Source organism: Mobiluncus sp., from assembly GCF_034180645.1.
Classification (GTDB): Bacteria; Actinomycetota; Actinomycetes; order Actinomycetales; family Actinomycetaceae; genus Mobiluncus.
Genome location: NZ_JAXFNY010000008.1, coordinates 187,427 through 203,989, shown reverse-complemented (window position 1 = coordinate 203,989; position 16,563 = coordinate 187,427). Strand labels below are relative to the sequence as shown.

Genomic DNA, 16,563 nt, shown 5'->3' with positions numbered 1-16,563 from the left:
AACACCACCGCATTCGCCCAGTTTTACGACCCGAGGTTTCCGACCGGCAGGCTTAAACCTATTAATTCGCGTCGGTGTGGCATATATTGCACACCGGCGCGGGTAAATAGTTTTTATACCCGCTATTTAGAGAAGCACAGGGCACTGTCAGCGTGTTTAACTCGGGGTATTTGGGCTGTAGCTGCAAATAATGGCCGCTACAGCCCAAATCCCCCTAGTTAACCACGCTGACAGTGCCCTGAGCTTCTCTAAATAGCTGGGATAAAAACTATTTAAACGCGTCGGTGTGCCATATATGGCACACCGACGCGAATTAATAGGTTTAAGCCTGCCGGTCGGAAACCTCGGGTCGTAAAACTGGGCGAATGCGGTGGTGTTCGCTGATGGTGAACAGTGTGCGGGTGGGCTTGGCGGCAGTGGTGGAGCCGTGTGTGCCACCAAGTGGGAGGGTGGAGGCGTTAAGAAACGGCGCGGTGTGCCGTTTTAGCCGTAACTCATATCAGTGCTGTCGTACCTTGCTTCCCGGTTCGGTGTGGTGTTCGCTGGTGTGTCGGTAGCACCGGCGGTGGCTGGTGAGTTTTGGTGCATGAGCGTTTGGCTGGCCCGTCTGGGGTGGAGACGTCTCTAGCGGTAGCGAAGCATACGTGGGGGACTGATTGGAAGGTTGTGTATGTGGCGTCTAATCGTAATCCGGTGGATGCCCTACCAGCGGCGACTATCGGGGACGGCCCGGTGGTGTTGACTGATGGTAAGAGTCTGAATCTGGGTGGGGTGAAACCCGGCAAGGTTGTGTTGCTTGGTGGTGTGGGTGCGGTGCCTCAGGCTATCGAGGACCAGGCCAAGGGGCAAGGTGTGGAAGTGGTTCGTTTGGCGGGTGCGGATCGTAATGCTACGGCGGTGGCTATCGCGAAACAGTGGGTGAAGGTTAACGGCACCCCGAAGAATGTGTATGTGACGAAGAATGTGGGTTCGGGTTCTCCGGACGCGGTCACAGCGAGCGTGTTGCGTGATGGCCCGATTTTGACGTTTACGTCTGAGGTGTCCGCGGCAGCTTTGCCCGGAGTCGTCTCCGAGCTGAAAGCCAGTAAGGTTACCGCCCTGGGTGGTACGGCTGTTGTGCCGGATTCCATTCTCAACATGGCTGCTGGTGGGAAAGCGACGGCTCGCCTGGCGGGGGCGAACCGGTATGAGACCGCGTTCACTATCGCTAAATACGCGAAAGCCCAAAAGTCCGGCAGTGTGGTGTATTTGGCGTCGGGTACGGCGTTGAAAGACGCGATGGTTGCTGGTGCCGCCAAAGACGGAGTTATCCTACTCAGCCCATCTAACGGGGAGGGCGTGAAAACGAAAGCCGACGCCCTGGGTGCCAGCAAACTGATGATTATCGGCGGAACCGGTGTCATGCCCGATGCTACCGTCCAAGCCGCTGCCACCGGAGTAATCCCCAAACCGAAACTGGAAGACATGACCCTCGCAGAAATGCGCGCCAACTACCCATTAGCAGGCGAACCCGAGCACTTACCGAGCGACATCGCTTCGTATTCGTACTGCCTGGACGATGGAGACGAATTCCGTATTTTCTACGATGCAATTGGGATGCCGATGATTTTTAAAGCCGAACCTTACACTGCCACGACACCGCAAGGTTACCTAGAAAAGTATCCTGGGTGGTTTTTTAAGGATTTGAGCGACGCGCAACGCTGGTTCACCGATCCGAATTACAGAGATTACGGTAATGACACGGATCCATCAATTATCAACGGATGGGGAGGCACTATGGCAGCTCAGGAACATGACCCTCTCAGGTTCTATCCTTCCCAGTGCCGCCCTGGTGCTGAACATCCCGAATGGACCAAACCGTTCCCCATTGGCAAACGGTTGGAACGTACCACTGATGAGGGGGCAAACTACAGCTGTGCAGCTGATGGTGAGGTTCTGAAGTGCTTCTGGTGAGGTAAATATGTGCAAACTGACACTCAGGGGCAGGATGAGAACAACCCATTGTGGTTCACTGCAGAATACAAGCCGGATGAGGAGTAACTGCACCTAAATCAGTTTCATACTGTAAAAAAACAGTGTGGCGGGGAGCGCAAACTCCCCGCCACACTACAGCCGGATACTGTTTAGACCCGCATCTCTGAGTCTTGTTACCAGATATGACGCAAAAGCGCGGATTCAGCTCAATTTGGACACCTGCGTGGAGGAAAGGAATATAGCCTGCGCGATCCTGTGCGGGCGGTGCTCAGCTCGGGTCAGCCTCGCGCAGCATCTTGATATGGGGGATATTGTCCTCCAAGTAGGGCTCAGAAATCTGGCGAAACCCGAGGTTTTCATAGAACCCCTGGGCATAGACCTGTCCCTCCAGATAGATGGCTTCAGCGTGGAAACGCTCTTGGGCCACGCGTATTCCCGCTTTCATGATTTCAGAACCCAGGCCCTGGCCGCGGCGCGCGGCAATGACCCGGCCGATTGCGACATATTCGCTCTCTACGCCGCGATCCAAGACGCGCAGGTAAGCCAGAATTTCGCCGTCCTCTTCCAGCCACACGTGCAGAGAACCCTCATCGCGCCCATCAATTTCCGGGTAGGGGCAAGCCTGTTCGACTACGAAAACATCAACCCTGAGTTTCAAGATCGCATACAGTTCCGTGTTACTAAGCTGTGCAAAAGTCTTAACCTTCAGCTCCAAAGGTGACGCCTCCTGTGTCGTGGGTTTCATGCCTTATCGGCTTTTTAGTCTACCAGCGGTTTACCTGTACCACACAGAGCGAAAACCGAGAGCACGGGGGACAAAAAGCGGGACGCTCGGCAAGGCAACCTGAAACGCGGCGCCGCTATGCATAGGATATAGCCCGTGGTTACAGCAAAAGATGTCTCTGATTACTCCGCCCACCACCTTTCCGTCTTGGAGGGGCTGGAGGCGGTGCGCAAGCGTCCCGCTATGTATATCGGTTCGACCGACAGGCGTGGACTCATGCACTGCCTGTGGGAAATCATCGACAACTCGGTTGATGAGGCTCTGGCGGGGTTCTGCGACCACATCGAAGTCGTGCTTTATCCCGACCATTCGGCGGAAGTGCGCGACAACGGACGCGGGGTGCCGATAGACGAAGTACCCGGCACGGGCTTGAGCGGTGTGGAAGTCGTGTACACAAAACTGCACGCGGGCGGCAAATTCGATGCCGGGCTGTACAAGGTCGCGGGAGGCCTGCACGGAGTGGGAGCCTCGGTGGTCAACGCCCTGTCCGCCCGTATGGACGTGGCGGTAGACCGGGGCGGTTACACTCACGGTCTGCAGTTTCGCCGGGGCGAACCCGGGGTGTTTAGCGACACGGAGGAACTGAACCCCAACAACGCTTTCCAACCTTTCGAGCACTCCTCAAAGCTGACGAAACTCGGCAAGGTTAAGAAAGGCACCACCGGGACGCGGGTCCGCTTCTGGGCGGATTATCAGATTTTCCCCAAGGACGTTGACTTCAGTTACGAGGACCTGTCCAACCGGGCGCGCAAAACGTCGTTCCTGGTTCCCGGATTATCCATCACCGTCACCGACCTGCGCGGGGAGGAAACCCTCACCGACACGTTCTTGCACAAGGGCGGTACGGTCGACTTTGTGGACTATCTCGCGCCGGACCGGGCCATCACTGACACTTGGCAGCTACAGGGGAGCGGCACTTTTACGGAAATCGTGCAAGTGCCGAATCAAAAGACGGGTCACTTGGAACCCAAAGAGATGGAGCGCACCTGCGAGGTCGACGTGGCGTTGCGCTGGGGAGTGGGCTACGACACCGTGGAACAAAGCTACGTGAACATTATCGAGACCCCGGTCGGCGGCACGCATCTGGCTGGCTTCGAGGCGGCACTGGTGAAAACCCTGCGCGCGGCAGTCCAAGCCAACTCGCGGCGCCTAAAGCTGGGCGCTAAAGAATCCAAAATCGAAAAAGAGGACATCCTGGCGGGCATGACCGCCGTCATCACGGTGCGCCTGCCCGAACCCGAATTTGAGGGACAAACGAAAGAAGCCTTGGGCAGCGCAAAAGTCAAGCCAATCGTGACCAAAGTCGTGACTGAGGAGCTGGAAGCAAAGCTAAACTCCCGGAAACGCGAGGACAAGAACCAAGTTTCTGCACTTCTGGACAAAATCGTGGCCGAGATGCGTTCGCGCCTGTCCGCCCGGCTGTCCAAAGAAATTACGCGGCGGAAAAACGCGCTGGAAACCTCGACCCTCCCGACGAAACTTGTGGATTGCCGCAGTGACGACGTCGAGAAATCCGAGCTGTTCATTGTGGAGGGCGATTCCGCGCTCGGCACCGCGAAAGCTGCCCGGAACTCCGAATTCCAAGCCCTGTTCCCGATACGCGGCAAAATCCTCAACGTGCAAAAGACCGGCACCGCCCAAATGTTGGCTAATGCGGAGTGCGCGGCGATTATCCAGGTGCTCGGGGCCGGCTCGGGGCGCACTTTCGACATTTCACAAGCCCGGTACGGCAAAGTCATCATGATGACGGACGCTGACGTGGACGGGGCACATATCCGCACGCTGCTGTTGACCCTGTTCTTCCGCTACATGCGGCCCATGATTGCTGCAGGCCGGGTCTTTGCAGCCGTCCCGCCGCTGCACCGGATTCAGGTCAACGCGAAAGGCAAGACGCCGGGCGAGTTCCGCTACACCTATTCCGAGGACCAGCTCCATAAGGAACTGGGGAAACTGGAGCGGACCGGGCGAACCTATAAGGAACCAATTCAGCGCTACAAGGGCTTGGGCGAAATGGACGCTGACCAGCTGGCGGAAACAACCATGGATCCGCGCCACCGCACGCTGCGGAGAATCCGTTTAAGTGATGAAGCCGCTGTCAACCGGGCGGAAGAAGTCTTTGAACTGTTGATGGGTTCGGCGGTGCCGCCGCGGCGGGAATTCATCATCGAGGGAGCCTCCAAGTTGGACGCCGAGATGATTGACGCCTAGAATCGTCAGATAGGCTCCAGGTTGATATGCGGTTTTTCACCGGTCACATTAACCAAGCTCACGGCAACGGCTCCTAACAAGCGAGGGAGAGATTTGGCTCAACTTTTTGCGTATCCAGCTGCCACTCCAGGCATCACCTGGAAACCGCTGGAAGCCGCGCATAAGCAGGACCTGATGCGGCTCATAGTCGATATGGAACGTATCGACAATCCACCCTATCGCACTTCGCAGGCAGAAGTTGATTCGATTTTTCAATCCGAGTTTTGTGGCCTGAGCGCCTGGGATCAGGACTCGCGGATGGTCGCCTACGCCATCGTGCGTGTCGAGGAAACCGATGGATTCCAGGCGGTTTGCTCCGGGGGCGTGGAGGCGAGTTGGCGGAATCGCGGAGTCGGTTCCATCATTTTCCAATGGGAAGTTCAAACCGCTCACGCCATGCTGGCGGATAAGCCGCGACCAGCCCAGATTGTGTGTTTCGTGGATCGAGCGGCGAGAGATGCTGCGCACCAACTGCAGGAAAATGGTTTTCAGCCCGCCCATACTTACCTGGAACTGCGCCGAGATTTGGCAGCACCGGGGGAACTGGTGGCACCCGGCCAGTATCTGGAAATTATCCCGTGGTCTGCGGATTTCGATGACCATGTGCGCCGGGCTCACAATGAGCTGATGGCTCTGGCGACGGGGGCTCCCGCCCAAGATCTGCAAACGTGGCAGTCGAATCGGCCTTTCTTTGCTCCACAGTGGTCTTTTATCGCCTTGGACAAATCCAGCGATGTCGCCGAGGTCGCGGGTTATCTGCTTTCCGCTCGCTACGAGCAGGACTGGGAGGCGATGGGGTTCACCCAAGGCTATACCGAAATCCTGGGAGTCCTGCCCGATTATGCGGAAACCCAGGTCGCCGCGGCACTGCTGTCACACGCCATTGCGGCTTACCAGGAATCGGGAATGCAGTTCGCGGCGGTGGGGTTGGATCAAGAAAACCCGACTGAAGTCGCAAAACTTTATACTGATTTTGGGTATGAAGTTACGGGAGGCTCGACCGAATGGGTGGTGAACCTGCCTGCCGAGGAACAACAACCCCTGGACCCTACAGTTTTACGCGAAGAAGTCGCCCAGATGAACCGTCAGTCAGCCGCCGCGCTGCCGACTAGAAAAAGAGAGAAATACGGGGCGTAAGACTCCCTAAACTCCGTCGCGAGCGTAACGCTACCTCCCTAGGCGGACTCCACCAGGCCGAAAAGAAAATATATTAAAATCCGGTATCAACCGAAATAGGCGATGTTAGATTTTAAGTTCGAGCCGGAACCGTCGCGGCGTTCATCCAGTTCCGGCAGCTTGACCGGCTTTCCTTTGGCATCTATGGCATGAATCGGATCCGGACCGACAAAGGCCATATCGAGCGCGTACTCGCCCTTGAGGAAACGCTGCACTCGCACCCCTTGTGCGCCCCGCCCCTTCACGGGATAGCAATCTAAAGGCGTGAGCTTAATGGAACTTTGATTTGCTCCGGGCATGGCGTTCATGATGGCGGCGACGGTAGCCACGGTGGTGGCCGCAACCAACTCATCAGGGACGATAGCTCCGGCAATGACCTGCGTATGGTCTTTCAGGCTCATGCCCGCGACCCCGCCCGCGTTGCGGCCTTGGGGACGAACTTTATTTGCTGGGGTGCGCAATAGCTGAGCATCCGTTGAAATCATCACGATTTGGGCGGCGTCCGGGCAAGCTCCGGCGTAGACCAGCTGGTCCGTGCCTTCCAGATTGATGATGGTGAAGCGGTTTTGGGTACTGGGATAGTCTGGCCGCATCCGCTTCACGATGCCCTGTTCGGTCATCATTCCTACCGTTTCATCTTCATCCAAGGTGAGGATGCCGACCACGGTTTCCCCATCCTCCAATCGAGCTGCGGCTGACAGTTGCGGAGCGCCGTCAAAAGACCAGGGGGGTGAGCTTTCTGCGAGGCTCTCCACAACGTTGGCCTCCCCGCTCGCGGTTTGAGCCGAATCTGTGGACCCGGCATCGCCGGAGCTGGCAGAGCCAGCCAGCGGGGACTTTTCCCCCGGAGGAAGATTCAACACGTCCAGACGCACCACAAAACCCGATGAGGTGACGACACCGAAAGACCCGCGTGTATGGGTCAGGATAGAGCCGGCGACTGTGCTGTTGAATCCCTCCAAGCGCGTAACGGGACCGGTATGAGCCAAGCGGATAGCCCGTCCGTCGGCACCCAGGACAATCCGGCACGGCACATCGGGGACCTCCAAGGGCACATCCGTAACCGTCATCGCCCCCAAAACCGGCAGCGCGGCATCTTCGGAGGCCGCCACAGCCGAACCGTCCTCTTCCATCAACACGGTACGCCGCGGCGTGGACAGCTTCGCAGCGGTCTGACGCAAATCAGTTCGCACCACGTCATGCAGTTTTTCCGTGGAGGCCAAAATCTGTTCCAGATCGGTAATCGCTTGGCGCAGCTCGTCAGCTTCCGCCTCCAGTTCCAGCCGGGAAAACTTGGTTAAGCGGCGCAACCGCAACTCGAGGATGAACTCCGCTTGGGCTTCGGACAAATCGAATACCGCCATCAAACGTTGGCGGGCCGCGGTGGAATCATCCGAAGTCCGAATGACCTCGATGACTTCATCCAGGTTCAGTACGGCAATGAGCAACCCATCGACCAGATGCAGGCGTTCTTGCTTTTTCTTTAGGCGGAATTCGCTGCGCCGCCGCGTGACCTCGATACGGTGGTCGACGAACACTTGCAGCGCTGCTTTCAGACCCAGCGTGCGCGGCTGACCATCGACCAAGGCGACTGTATTGATGCCGAAAGATTCCTGCAGGGGAGTGTACTTGTACAGCGAAGCTAAAACAGCTTCGGGATGAAAACCGTTCTTGACTTCGACCACCAGGCGCATTCCGTGAGTCCGGTCGGACAAATCCTGCCAGCCCGAAACGCCTTTGACCTTGCCGGAGCTGACGGTTTCTTTCAGCTTTTCCGCGACCCTTTCGGGGCCGACCTGGTAAGGCAGTTCAGTAATGACAATGCCACGCTTGCGGGCAGTGACTTGCTCGATTGTGGCCCGGGCACGAGTGGTGAAGATACCTCTGCCGGTTTCGTAGGCTTCGCGGATTCCGTCCAGGCCCACAATAATTCCGCCGCCGGGAAGGTCCGGGCCGGGGCAGTATTTCATCAGTTCCGCGGTATCGGCTTGCGGATGATCCAGCAGGTAGATAGCGGCGTTGATGGTTTCGCCTACATTGTGGGGTGGAATGTTGGTGGCCATGCCTACCGCGATACCGTTCGCGCCGTTGACCAGCAGGTTCGGGAAAGCGGCGGGGAGTACCGCGGGCTGGGTCAGCTGATTGTCATAGTTCGGCACAAAGTCGACAACGTCCTCGTCCAAGTCATCCACCAGAGCCAGGGCGGCGGGAGCCAGACGAGCCTCGGTGTAGCGCGCGGCGGCAGGACCGTCATCCAGCGAACCAAAGTTGCCGTGACCATCGATAAGCGGTACGCGCATGGTGAAAGGCTGTGCTAGACGCACCAGGGCATCGTAGATGGCTGAGTCTCCGTGCGGGTGCAGTTTGCCCATGACGTCGCCCACGACGCGCTGCGACTTCACGTGCCCCTTGTCCGGGGTCAAGCCCATCTGTTTCATCTGGAACAGGATGCGGCGCTGGACCGGTTTCAACCCGTCTTTCGCATCGGGCAGGGCGCGCGCGTGAATGACTGAATAGGCATATTCCAGGAAGGAGTGCTCCATTTCCTCGTTAATGTCGATGTCTTGGATGCGTTCGAGGGAGGAGTCAGACATGACACCAATTCTTACGAAGTTTCCAGCTCTTGCGCCGCTTGCCACACCGGCGAGGCCAGAAATGATTGAATGGAAGGGTGAGCGAGACGGAATTTCACACCGAAATCGTGGCTGCGAACGATCCTGATTTATGCCTCGATGCCCTGCTGGAAAGCGAGTTCGCGGCTGCCGGCTGGTCTCCCTTGCCCCAGGGGCTGCCTGTGGAACCCGATGCGGCTGTCAGCCCCGCTGGTGCCCCAATCGTCCTCGTGTTGATTGACGGACTGGGGTGGTGGAACCTGAACGAATATTTGGGACACGCGCCGAACTTACGCGCTTTGGTGAAAAACGCCGCCGCCTCAGGGCAGCCTCCGACTGGCCGCAGCGTGTGCCCCTCCACTACCGCAGCCGCTATTACTTCCACCCTGACCGGGCTGGCCCCCGGACGTCACAATATGTTGTCCTATCAGCTGATAGACCCGGTAGCACGGGCGAAATTCAGCTTGATTACTTTCGAGGAGTACCCGGGAAGGGTGGAGGAATTCCAAACCGAACCGACTTGGTTTGAACGCCTCAACGCCGCGAAAATTCCGGCTTTTGCGCTGGGGCCGAAAAAATTTATCGGCGGTGGACTGACACGAGCTGCCCTGCGGGGCGCCACGTATGTGGCTTCGGAAAACTTGGATGCGCGAGCCCGTGACGCCGCAACCGTGTCCAAGCAGGGCGGACTGACATATTTCTATATGGCAGAAGTCGATCATGCCGGACATGGTTACGGGGTGGGGTCGGATAAATGGGTGAAAAACCTGGAAAAGGCTGATCGCGCCATTGGAATCATGCTGGACAGTCTGGCTCCTGGCGTGAGGGTCATCGTTACCGCGGACCACGGCATGTTAAACACGTCCCCAGAGGTCACCGTGGATTTGGCGAACACTGCGGCGGCAGAATTCATTGCGGACGCCAGCGGAGAGGGACGCGCCTTGCATGTCCACGCCAAACCGGGAGCCGCCGCGGCGCTGCAAGTTAGTCTGCAGACGCTGTTGGGGCCAGCCAAAGTGTTGAATCGCGGCGAAACTGAGACGTTATTTGCCTCCTATAACGGCACCACGGTGCGCCGGGCGGAACTGTTGGGAGACGTGGTCGTATTCGCTGCGGGGACGGGTCAGACCTTGGACTCACGCTTTTTCAAAAGTCAGGTATTCCAGATGAAAGGCCTGCACGGTGGCTTGAGCGAAGCGGAAATGCGCGTCCCGATGCTGCGTTATTGCAGCTGAGAGTCTATCTCAGTCGGCTTTAGAGCCGAATAAAATTTCGTCCCAAGAGGGCATGGCGGCACGTCCCCGACGCGCGGTGTGTTTACCGCTGTCGGCGGGGGCTGAAGCTGGCTTCGGCTGCAAATCTTCCATCCCCGGCAGGACGCCGGTTTCTGTGGGCTGCGCGGGTGGCTGAGCAGATTTGGAGGACTGGCGCTTCGCGGCATCGAGGGGTAGAACGTCTGCATCGGGCTGGGACGAAGCGACGTCTGAGTCGGGGGCGGCTGGCGGCGCGGCCTCAGCATCGGGGGCAAACCCGGAGGCAATAGCGGCTTCCATCGCGGAAACATCGTCCTCTTCATCGCCGGTCACTACGGAAAGACGGGTTCCCCGGGCGGCATTGAGCTCATCGAGCAAGGCTTCGGTAGCGCTGGTTTCCGTAGACTGTGCCGGGACGGGTTTCGTAGCCGTGGTGGGGTGAGCCTCGGCCTCTGGGGTGGAACCGAAATGAAAATGTCCCCGGCTCAACAGAGCGTCAGAACCGGCCGGGGTGGCTGTCTCGGTCAGCCAGCGCGCCTGTTCGTCCAACGCCGTCAACGTGCGGTTTTCGTGGTCAAAGTCCCAGTTCGCCTCCAGCGCTTTGGCATCCTGGACAAACTCCAGGTGGACCAGCCAATTTTCGCCGGGCTGCCGAGTCGCATCCCAAATTAGTGAAGATGGGCTGACCCCGCGGGTGGCCAGGCGGTCTATCACCAGTTCGCCCAAGGCCGGAGCATCTTTGTCCGGAGCTACACGAGTTTCCTGAGCCTGACGGGCGGCATAAATCCGTTCCGCCATAACCGGAGCTTCGTAGCGTTTGACCTGATCCAAGTCCAGACCGGCGCTGGTGGCGACTTCCTGGGCGGTGGCGCCGCCGCGAATCAAGGTTTGGATGTCTTTGGGACGCAAGTCCTGAGTGTCAGAGGCAGACAGGGCTGCCACCACTTTACGTCGCTGTTGGCGCACAATGGAGCGCAGCTCTTCGTCGAGGGGTAAAAGGAAGCGCTCACCGTCTGTGTCAACCAAGACAAGGTGTTCGCCGTCCGTGTGAATTCCAAGCAAAGAAAGACTGCGCATATTTCCTCCTAAACTAAACATTGCCAAATTCATAGGCAGTTTTCACGTCAACCCGCCGTAGCGTTGCCGAGAGGTCGCAATTTCCTTAAAGTAGTGCTAATATCGCGACGCATCAAAACTATTATTTTAAGGGAGTGCAATGGCTACCGATTACGATGCCCCGCGCAAACGAGACGAGGAAAACCCCGAGGAATCTATCGAGGAGTTAAAGACTCAGCGCAAGAACACCGAAGACGCTTCAGTTGATGAGGATGAAAATGAGGCAGCAGATTCCTTCGAGTTACCCGGCGCGGATCTCTCCAATGAAGAACTCTCCGTTCGGGTAGTCCCCAAACAAGACGACGAATTCGTGTGTTCGCAATGCTTTATTGTGCATCATGCGTCCCAGTTGGCCGGGGAAGAAAACGGCCAGCCGGTGTGCATGGATTGTGCGGGTGTAGCCTGATGGGACTGTTCTCTAAGAAACGCAAAACGGATAAAGCCCCCAGTGAGCTCGAGGACGATTCCGCTAGCGAGGTAAAAACGGATACATCCGCCTCGGTGTCGACCGCGTCTGACGCTCCGGGGACAAAAGAACAACCCGCAGGACCTCTGGACATCAAACAACTTGCTGACCAGGACACCTCCCAGTATGCAGACTTTGGAGTGTTCTTGCTGCCCCAGATTCCTGGGTTGGCGGTTCATCCCGAATCCCCCCTGGACGAAAAATCTTTTGGCTCCCTGACCATGCAGTTCGGTAAGGCGGCGGTAGAGCTGCTGGCGGTAGCCGCACCTAAGTCGAAACGCTTGTGGCCCGAACTGCGAGCGCAGGTACGCGGAGAAACCACCGCGGCGGGCAACACTTGTGACGAACGCGAGGGCAGTTTCGGCACCGAACTGTTCGTGCAGCTAGCGGCGCAAGACGCCCAAGGCAACCGGGGGCGCGTGCAGGTTCGCTATTGCGGAGTGGACGGCCCGAACTGGTTTGTGCGCCTGGTCTTTAACGGCATGGTGCAAGCCGATGACCCGGATTTACAAACCCTGGAACAGGCTGTCCGTCAGGTCGTGGTGGTGCGTGGTTCCCGGCCGATGAGCCCCCGCTCGGTCATTCCCGTGGTTTTGCCCGACGACTTGGCACGTCAGCTGGCGGCTCTGCGCGATCAGCAGGCCTAGCCGCAGCGCAAACAAAGCGAGTTCACCATGTCACCGCGTCAACAGATAACCCGGGTCGGCACCGTGCTTTCCAGGTCTTTCCTGTCTCCTTCTGACGTGCCGTCTTTCCGGATTTGCCTGGAGACCGCAGGAGGGTTCATCAACGTGAGCTGGTTGGGACGTATGGAAGTTCCCGGAGTAACCTTGGGACGCCGCCTGCAAGTGTGTGGAATCCCGCTGCAGGGCGAGGACGGGGTGGAACTGATCAACCCTGATTATCACCTTTTGGGAGACAAATGAGCGAGGAAAAAGACCAGGAAGCAGTTACAGCCGGACTCAACGAATTCAAGGATGCCCTGGGTCGAAACATGGGGGGCAGACTGGACGCCGAAGAATTCTCCCTGCGCCAAGCGGTAGGAGGGTGGCGTGGCATAGTCGAGTCCATCGGGCCCACGCTGGTATTCGTGGTGGCGTTCGTGGCTGGCTGGGACGTCATGAAGGCCGGGGCGGTTTCCCTGGGATTTGCCGTGGGCTTGATTATCGCGCGGCTCATTGGGCATTCCTCGATTATGCAGGCGTTTGCGGGATTCTGGGTCGTCATCGTCGGCGTGCTCTGGGCTATGTTCAGCGGAAAAGGTGAGAACTACTTTTTGATGAGCCTGATAATTAACGCGGTTTATGCCAGCGTGATTCTGGTCTCGATTTTAGTGCGTTTTCCCGTTATCGGTCTGCTGGTAGGGTGGTTTCGCTCCCAAGGTTTGAGCTGGCGGACAGATTCGAGACTGAAAGCAGATAAGCAAGCATACTACGCTGTGACCGTCATCTGGCTGGGCGTTTTCCTGCTTCGTCTGGCTGTAAAAACGCCTCTCTACTTGCTTGGAAACGTACCTTGGCTGGGAACTTTCCAAATTTTGTTGGGCTTGCCGCTATTCGCTTTGGCGCTCTATCTCAGCTGGCTCCTGCTGCGCCGCACCCACGGGAAGTTCCTCGACTCAGGCCTTCCCGACATCGACACCCCCGACAGTGCTAGCTGAATCCGTGGTATCCGCGGCCGTCAATAGTTTTCCGACCTGTTCAACGGTATCTTCATTTTGCTCGGGGAACAGGAACAGCAACTTATCTGAGGCGTGTAAGTTCGCGACCTCGTGGGGAGCCAGCGCTTTCCCGTCTTGAATAACCGCAGTCAACAAAACCCCCATCGGCCACTCCAGGTCGCCCGCGGGCCGGCCCAAAACCGGGGAATCAGCGGAGAGGACTATCGAGAACAATCCGTTGCGGGAGTTAAAGAACCGGAAAATCGGCACCAAGGTACCTACGCTCAGAGCCTCCTCGACCAGGGCAGTCATCATCCGGGGGGTAGAAATCGGCACGTCCACGCCCCAAGACTCATTGAACATCCACTCGTTCTTGGGATTATTAATCCGTCCGACCACGCGGGGCACCCCGAACTGAGTCTTGGCCAGCAGCGCAATGACCAGATTAGCCTGGTCATTGCCGGTAGTTGCGACGACCACATCAGCTTGCGCCCCGCCCGCTTGCTCCATCGTTTCGGGAGTGGATAAGTCTCCCAGGATCCAGTTCGCTTCCGGCACGGAGGAAACTTTCATTGCCTCGGGGCTCGAGTCGGCTATTGTGACCTCATGTCCCCTGGCTAGCAGTTCCCTGGCGATGGAGCGGCCGATTGAGCCCGCCCCGGCAATAACAATCAGCATCTTTACTCCTTGAAATTCCGGGACAAACGGGAGGCAACCACTTTGCGTTGAGACTCGGAAACAAAATAGAACAATTCGTCGTTTTCCTGTAACACAGTTGAGGCCTCAACCATCAAAACTTTAGAAAAACGCAGCACATAAGCGACCCGAATCTCCAGTTCAGTCTCTAAGGCAGAAACTTCCTGACCGACCCAGCTGGGTCCCACAGGAACACGGCACAGGCTCAAGTGCCCGGTATCCTCGGTAAACACGACATCTGGGGGTAGCGGTAACACCCTTGCCAGCAATAATGCGGCGGTGCGATCCACAGAACCGACGGTGGGGATACCCAACCGTTCATAAACCTCGGCGCGCCGAGGATCGGAGATGCGTGCCACCACCTTCTTTACGTGATAAATCTCGCGGGCTACGCGTGCCGCCAGGATATTAGCATTGTCATCATCAGCCACCGCCGCAAAAGCGTAGGCATCTTCGATACCGGCCTGCAACTGTGTATTGCGGTCGTAGCCTTCACCAGTCAGCTTTTGCCCTTGAAAATTCTTGTACAATCGGCGGAAAGAATCCGTGTTATTGTCGATAATTGCCAGGGTGTGTCCCCGGTCCTCAATCGCTTTCGCCAGCGTGGTTCCGACGCGGCCACAGCCCATGATTACAAAATGCACCCTTAAAACATAACCTGAAAGGCACAAATTCGGCTACATTTCACGGGTTGGGGAGGGAAATTCTTTCCGGTTTGAATCCGAGCGGCTAAAGTTGAGACGTGCTGAAGAATCTGACTCCGAAGGAGGGTTGGCTGGAGACCTTTACCCAGCTGGCTTTCTTCGCACCAAAATTTTGGTTTCCAGCCCTCATTGCAGCCTCGGTTTTTCCGTCTCTGATTGCGTATTCGGGACCGATTTTTTCCGCGGTGGCCCTGTGGATTGTGGCGTTTGTCCTGATAGCCGGGTTGATAACAACGCTGGCCCACGGGTATTCCCTGGGGCAAACCCACCGTTTAGATTCCACGGCTGCCCTGGTGCAAGCCTACTTGGGGTCTTTCCTCGGAGCTCTCACCGCTGCGGCCTCGCTGCTGGCGATGGTCGTCGCCGTAGCAGCCCTGGTCTCTACCGCTACCACCTTTATCGTGGTTTCCGCGGATTTGCCCGAAAACTATCGCGTGTGGATTCTCATTGCCGGTTTCGTCTTGCTGCTACTGGCGCTGTTTTTCCCCGAACCTATCCGCAGGGCGATCCCGTGGCTTACCCTGGTGATATTCGTAGTGGGTTTCCTGTTGCTGGCCTACGGTTTTTGGCACTACCTGCATGACGGAGCCAAGCCTGGTTTGTTGGAACTGCTTAGTTCCACTACGAAAGCCAAGAACGCGGTCGCCGATGCCAACCTGCAGTCCGGTTGGAAAGCTGCTGCCGTAGCGGCGCTGCTGCTGGTTCCGGTGATCCCGGCGGTGACGCTGTTCCGCAACGAAAGCCGCCAGCCGCTTTCTGGTCTCATGTTCAGAGTTCTGGGCGGTTCCGCCGCCGCCATGTTTGCCGCTACGGTCTATCTGTCTTTTACGGTCGCCGGATTCCATTGGACCCGCCTGGATACGGTCATTCAAGGGCCGGGCAACCTGGCTTTATTGCTGAGGGTTTTGCTGGACGAGAACGGGTGGCTGGTCGTCCCAATCATGTCTCTGTTCGCGCTGGGATGCCTCATCAGCGCCTATATCTATGTCTCCAGTGTCTCCACTTTGCTAACGGATTTGAGCGGTCACGACTTGGCGGTCCATCAGGTTCCCGTGTCTTGGATGCGCCGAGGGCGTTCGGCTTCGATTTTGACGTTCATGATTGTTACGTTCGCGGTGGCGCTGACGGTACACAGCCGTATGGGGGTGGCAGCACTGACCTGGGTGACTTTCGTGGCCATCTCCAGCTTCTTGGGCCAAGTCGCCCGGATGCGCATGTGGCGTTCCCGATTCCACAGAGGGGCAACGTATGTGCAACGTCGCCAATCCAAGCGGTACTACCGCATCGCCATCATCAGCGTCATTATCAGCCTAATTATCCTGATTGTGGTTTCGGTGGCATTCAATTCCATTTTTGAACTTTATGTGCTGGCCGTCTGGGCCGGACTGGGATTGCTGATTTATTGTCTCAACTTATATTACCGGAGGGTGCAAAACAAAATGTCGCAGCTCGAACACGCCGAAACCCCGGTGAAACATACTCTCGCCCTCGTGATGGTGCCGCGTTTTGACGCCTCTGCCCTAAAAACTATTCGTTACGCGTGGGCCGCGCACCACCCTAATGTCGAGGTCGTGCACGTGCTTGAACCAGATGAGGACGAAACTGAGGTCCGCCGCCAGTGGCAGGAGTTGGGAATCACCGCTACGCTGACCCTGATTCCTGACGGGGGAGGCAATCACCTGGGTTCGGTTCAAAAATACCTCAACGCCAAACTCGATATGGATCCTCTGACCTCTATCTCGGTCTATTTGGCGCGGTACGTCCCGAAATGCAGGGCTCTGGGATGGCTGCACAACGCGGCTGAACGTACTTATGCCCGCCATTTGGCACGCCTAGAACGAGTGACGATTACCTGGGTCAGCTTGACGGCTTGAA

General features: G+C 57.4%; 13 protein-coding genes and 1 pseudogene. 9 read left to right on the top strand and 5 right to left on the bottom strand.

Annotated elements, in window-relative coordinates; genetic code table 11:
• The first annotated feature begins 547 nt into the window (after positions 1–547).
• Positions 548–1,953: pseudogene (locus tag SPI05_RS03620) on the top strand (cell wall-binding repeat-containing protein).
• 289 nt (positions 1,954–2,242) lie between these two features.
• On the opposite strand, the gene SPI05_RS03615 reads toward SPI05_RS03620, so the two are convergent.
• The gene (locus SPI05_RS03615; protein ID WP_321076257.1) at positions 2,243–2,719 is read right to left on the bottom strand and encodes a GNAT family N-acetyltransferase; all 477 of its coding nucleotides are present in this window, start codon (positions 2,717–2,719) and stop codon (positions 2,243–2,245) included.
• Between the two features lie 135 nt (positions 2,720–2,854).
• Here SPI05_RS03615 and SPI05_RS03610 point away from each other — a divergent pair, with 135 nt between their 5' ends.
• Both SPI05_RS03610 and SPI05_RS03605 read left to right on the top strand, forming a co-directional pair.
• The gene (locus tag SPI05_RS03610; RefSeq protein ID WP_321076255.1) at positions 2,855–4,966 is read left to right on the top strand and encodes a DNA topoisomerase IV subunit B; all 2,112 of its coding nucleotides are present in this window, start codon (positions 2,855–2,857) and stop codon (positions 4,964–4,966) included.
• A gap of 93 nt (positions 4,967–5,059) precedes the next feature.
• Positions 5,060–6,142: an N-acetyltransferase gene (locus SPI05_RS03605; RefSeq protein WP_321076253.1), complete on the top strand. Its 1,083-nt coding sequence runs from the start codon at positions 5,060–5,062 to the stop codon at positions 6,140–6,142.
• Between the two features lie 86 nt (positions 6,143–6,228).
• On the opposite strand, the gene SPI05_RS03600 is transcribed toward SPI05_RS03605, so the two are convergent.
• The gene (locus SPI05_RS03600) at positions 6,229–8,775 is read right to left on the bottom strand and encodes a DNA topoisomerase IV subunit A (protein ID WP_321076251.1); all 2,547 of its coding nucleotides are present in this window, start codon (positions 8,773–8,775) and stop codon (positions 6,229–6,231) included.
• Positions 8,776–8,852: 77 nt separating this feature from the next.
• Here SPI05_RS03600 and SPI05_RS03595 point away from each other — a divergent pair, with 77 nt between their 5' ends.
• Positions 8,853–10,028, top strand: a complete 1,176-nt coding sequence (locus SPI05_RS03595; protein WP_321076249.1) for an alkaline phosphatase family protein — start codon at positions 8,853–8,855, stop codon at positions 10,026–10,028.
• 9 nt (positions 10,029–10,037) lie between these two features.
• On the opposite strand, the gene sepH is transcribed toward SPI05_RS03595, so the two are convergent.
• Complete coding sequence (gene sepH, locus SPI05_RS03590; RefSeq protein ID WP_321076246.1) at positions 10,038–11,123, bottom strand: septation protein SepH; 1,086 nt, start codon at positions 11,121–11,123, stop codon at positions 10,038–10,040.
• Positions 11,124–11,262: 139 nt separating this feature from the next.
• Here sepH and SPI05_RS03585 point away from each other — a divergent pair, with 139 nt between their 5' ends.
• Genes SPI05_RS03585 through SPI05_RS03570 form a run of 4 tightly spaced genes read left to right on the top strand, consistent with a single transcriptional unit; the run spans position 11,263 to position 13,288 of the window.
• Positions 11,263–11,568: a DUF4193 domain-containing protein gene (locus SPI05_RS03585; protein ID WP_321076244.1), complete on the top strand. Its 306-nt coding sequence runs from the start codon at positions 11,263–11,265 to the stop codon at positions 11,566–11,568.
• The gene (locus tag SPI05_RS03580) at positions 11,568–12,275 is read left to right on the top strand and encodes a DUF3710 domain-containing protein (RefSeq protein WP_321076242.1); all 708 of its coding nucleotides are present in this window, start codon (positions 11,568–11,570) and stop codon (positions 12,273–12,275) included. The genes SPI05_RS03585 and SPI05_RS03580 overlap by 1 nt, the downstream gene beginning before the upstream one ends.
• Positions 12,276–12,302: 27 nt before the next feature.
• Positions 12,303–12,554, top strand: coding sequence for a hypothetical protein (locus SPI05_RS03575; protein ID WP_321076240.1), 252 nt, complete (start codon positions 12,303–12,305; stop codon positions 12,552–12,554).
• A complete protein-coding gene (locus tag SPI05_RS03570; protein WP_321076238.1) occupies positions 12,551–13,288 on the top strand; it encodes a DUF3159 domain-containing protein in 738 nt (245 codons plus the stop codon). Before SPI05_RS03575 ends, SPI05_RS03570 begins: the two co-directional genes overlap by 4 nt.
• Here SPI05_RS03570 and SPI05_RS03565 read toward each other — a convergent pair.
• Both SPI05_RS03565 and SPI05_RS03560 read right to left on the bottom strand, forming a co-directional pair.
• Positions 13,247–13,966 (bottom strand): TrkA family potassium uptake protein, encoded by a 720-nt coding sequence (locus SPI05_RS03565; RefSeq protein ID WP_321076236.1) that lies wholly within the window; start codon positions 13,964–13,966, stop codon positions 13,247–13,249. The two genes, SPI05_RS03570 and SPI05_RS03565, sit on opposite strands and share 42 nt — an antisense overlap.
• Positions 13,967–13,968: 2 nt before the next feature.
• The gene (locus SPI05_RS03560; RefSeq protein ID WP_321076234.1) at positions 13,969–14,628 is read right to left on the bottom strand and encodes a TrkA family potassium uptake protein; all 660 of its coding nucleotides are present in this window, start codon (positions 14,626–14,628) and stop codon (positions 13,969–13,971) included.
• Between the two features lie 98 nt (positions 14,629–14,726).
• On the opposite strand from SPI05_RS03560, the gene SPI05_RS03555 reads away from it, so the two are divergent.
• Entirely contained in the window at positions 14,727–16,562 is a 1,836-nt protein-coding gene (locus tag SPI05_RS03555; RefSeq protein ID WP_321076232.1) for an amino acid transporter, read from the top strand.
• Position 16,563: the final 1 nt, after the last annotated feature.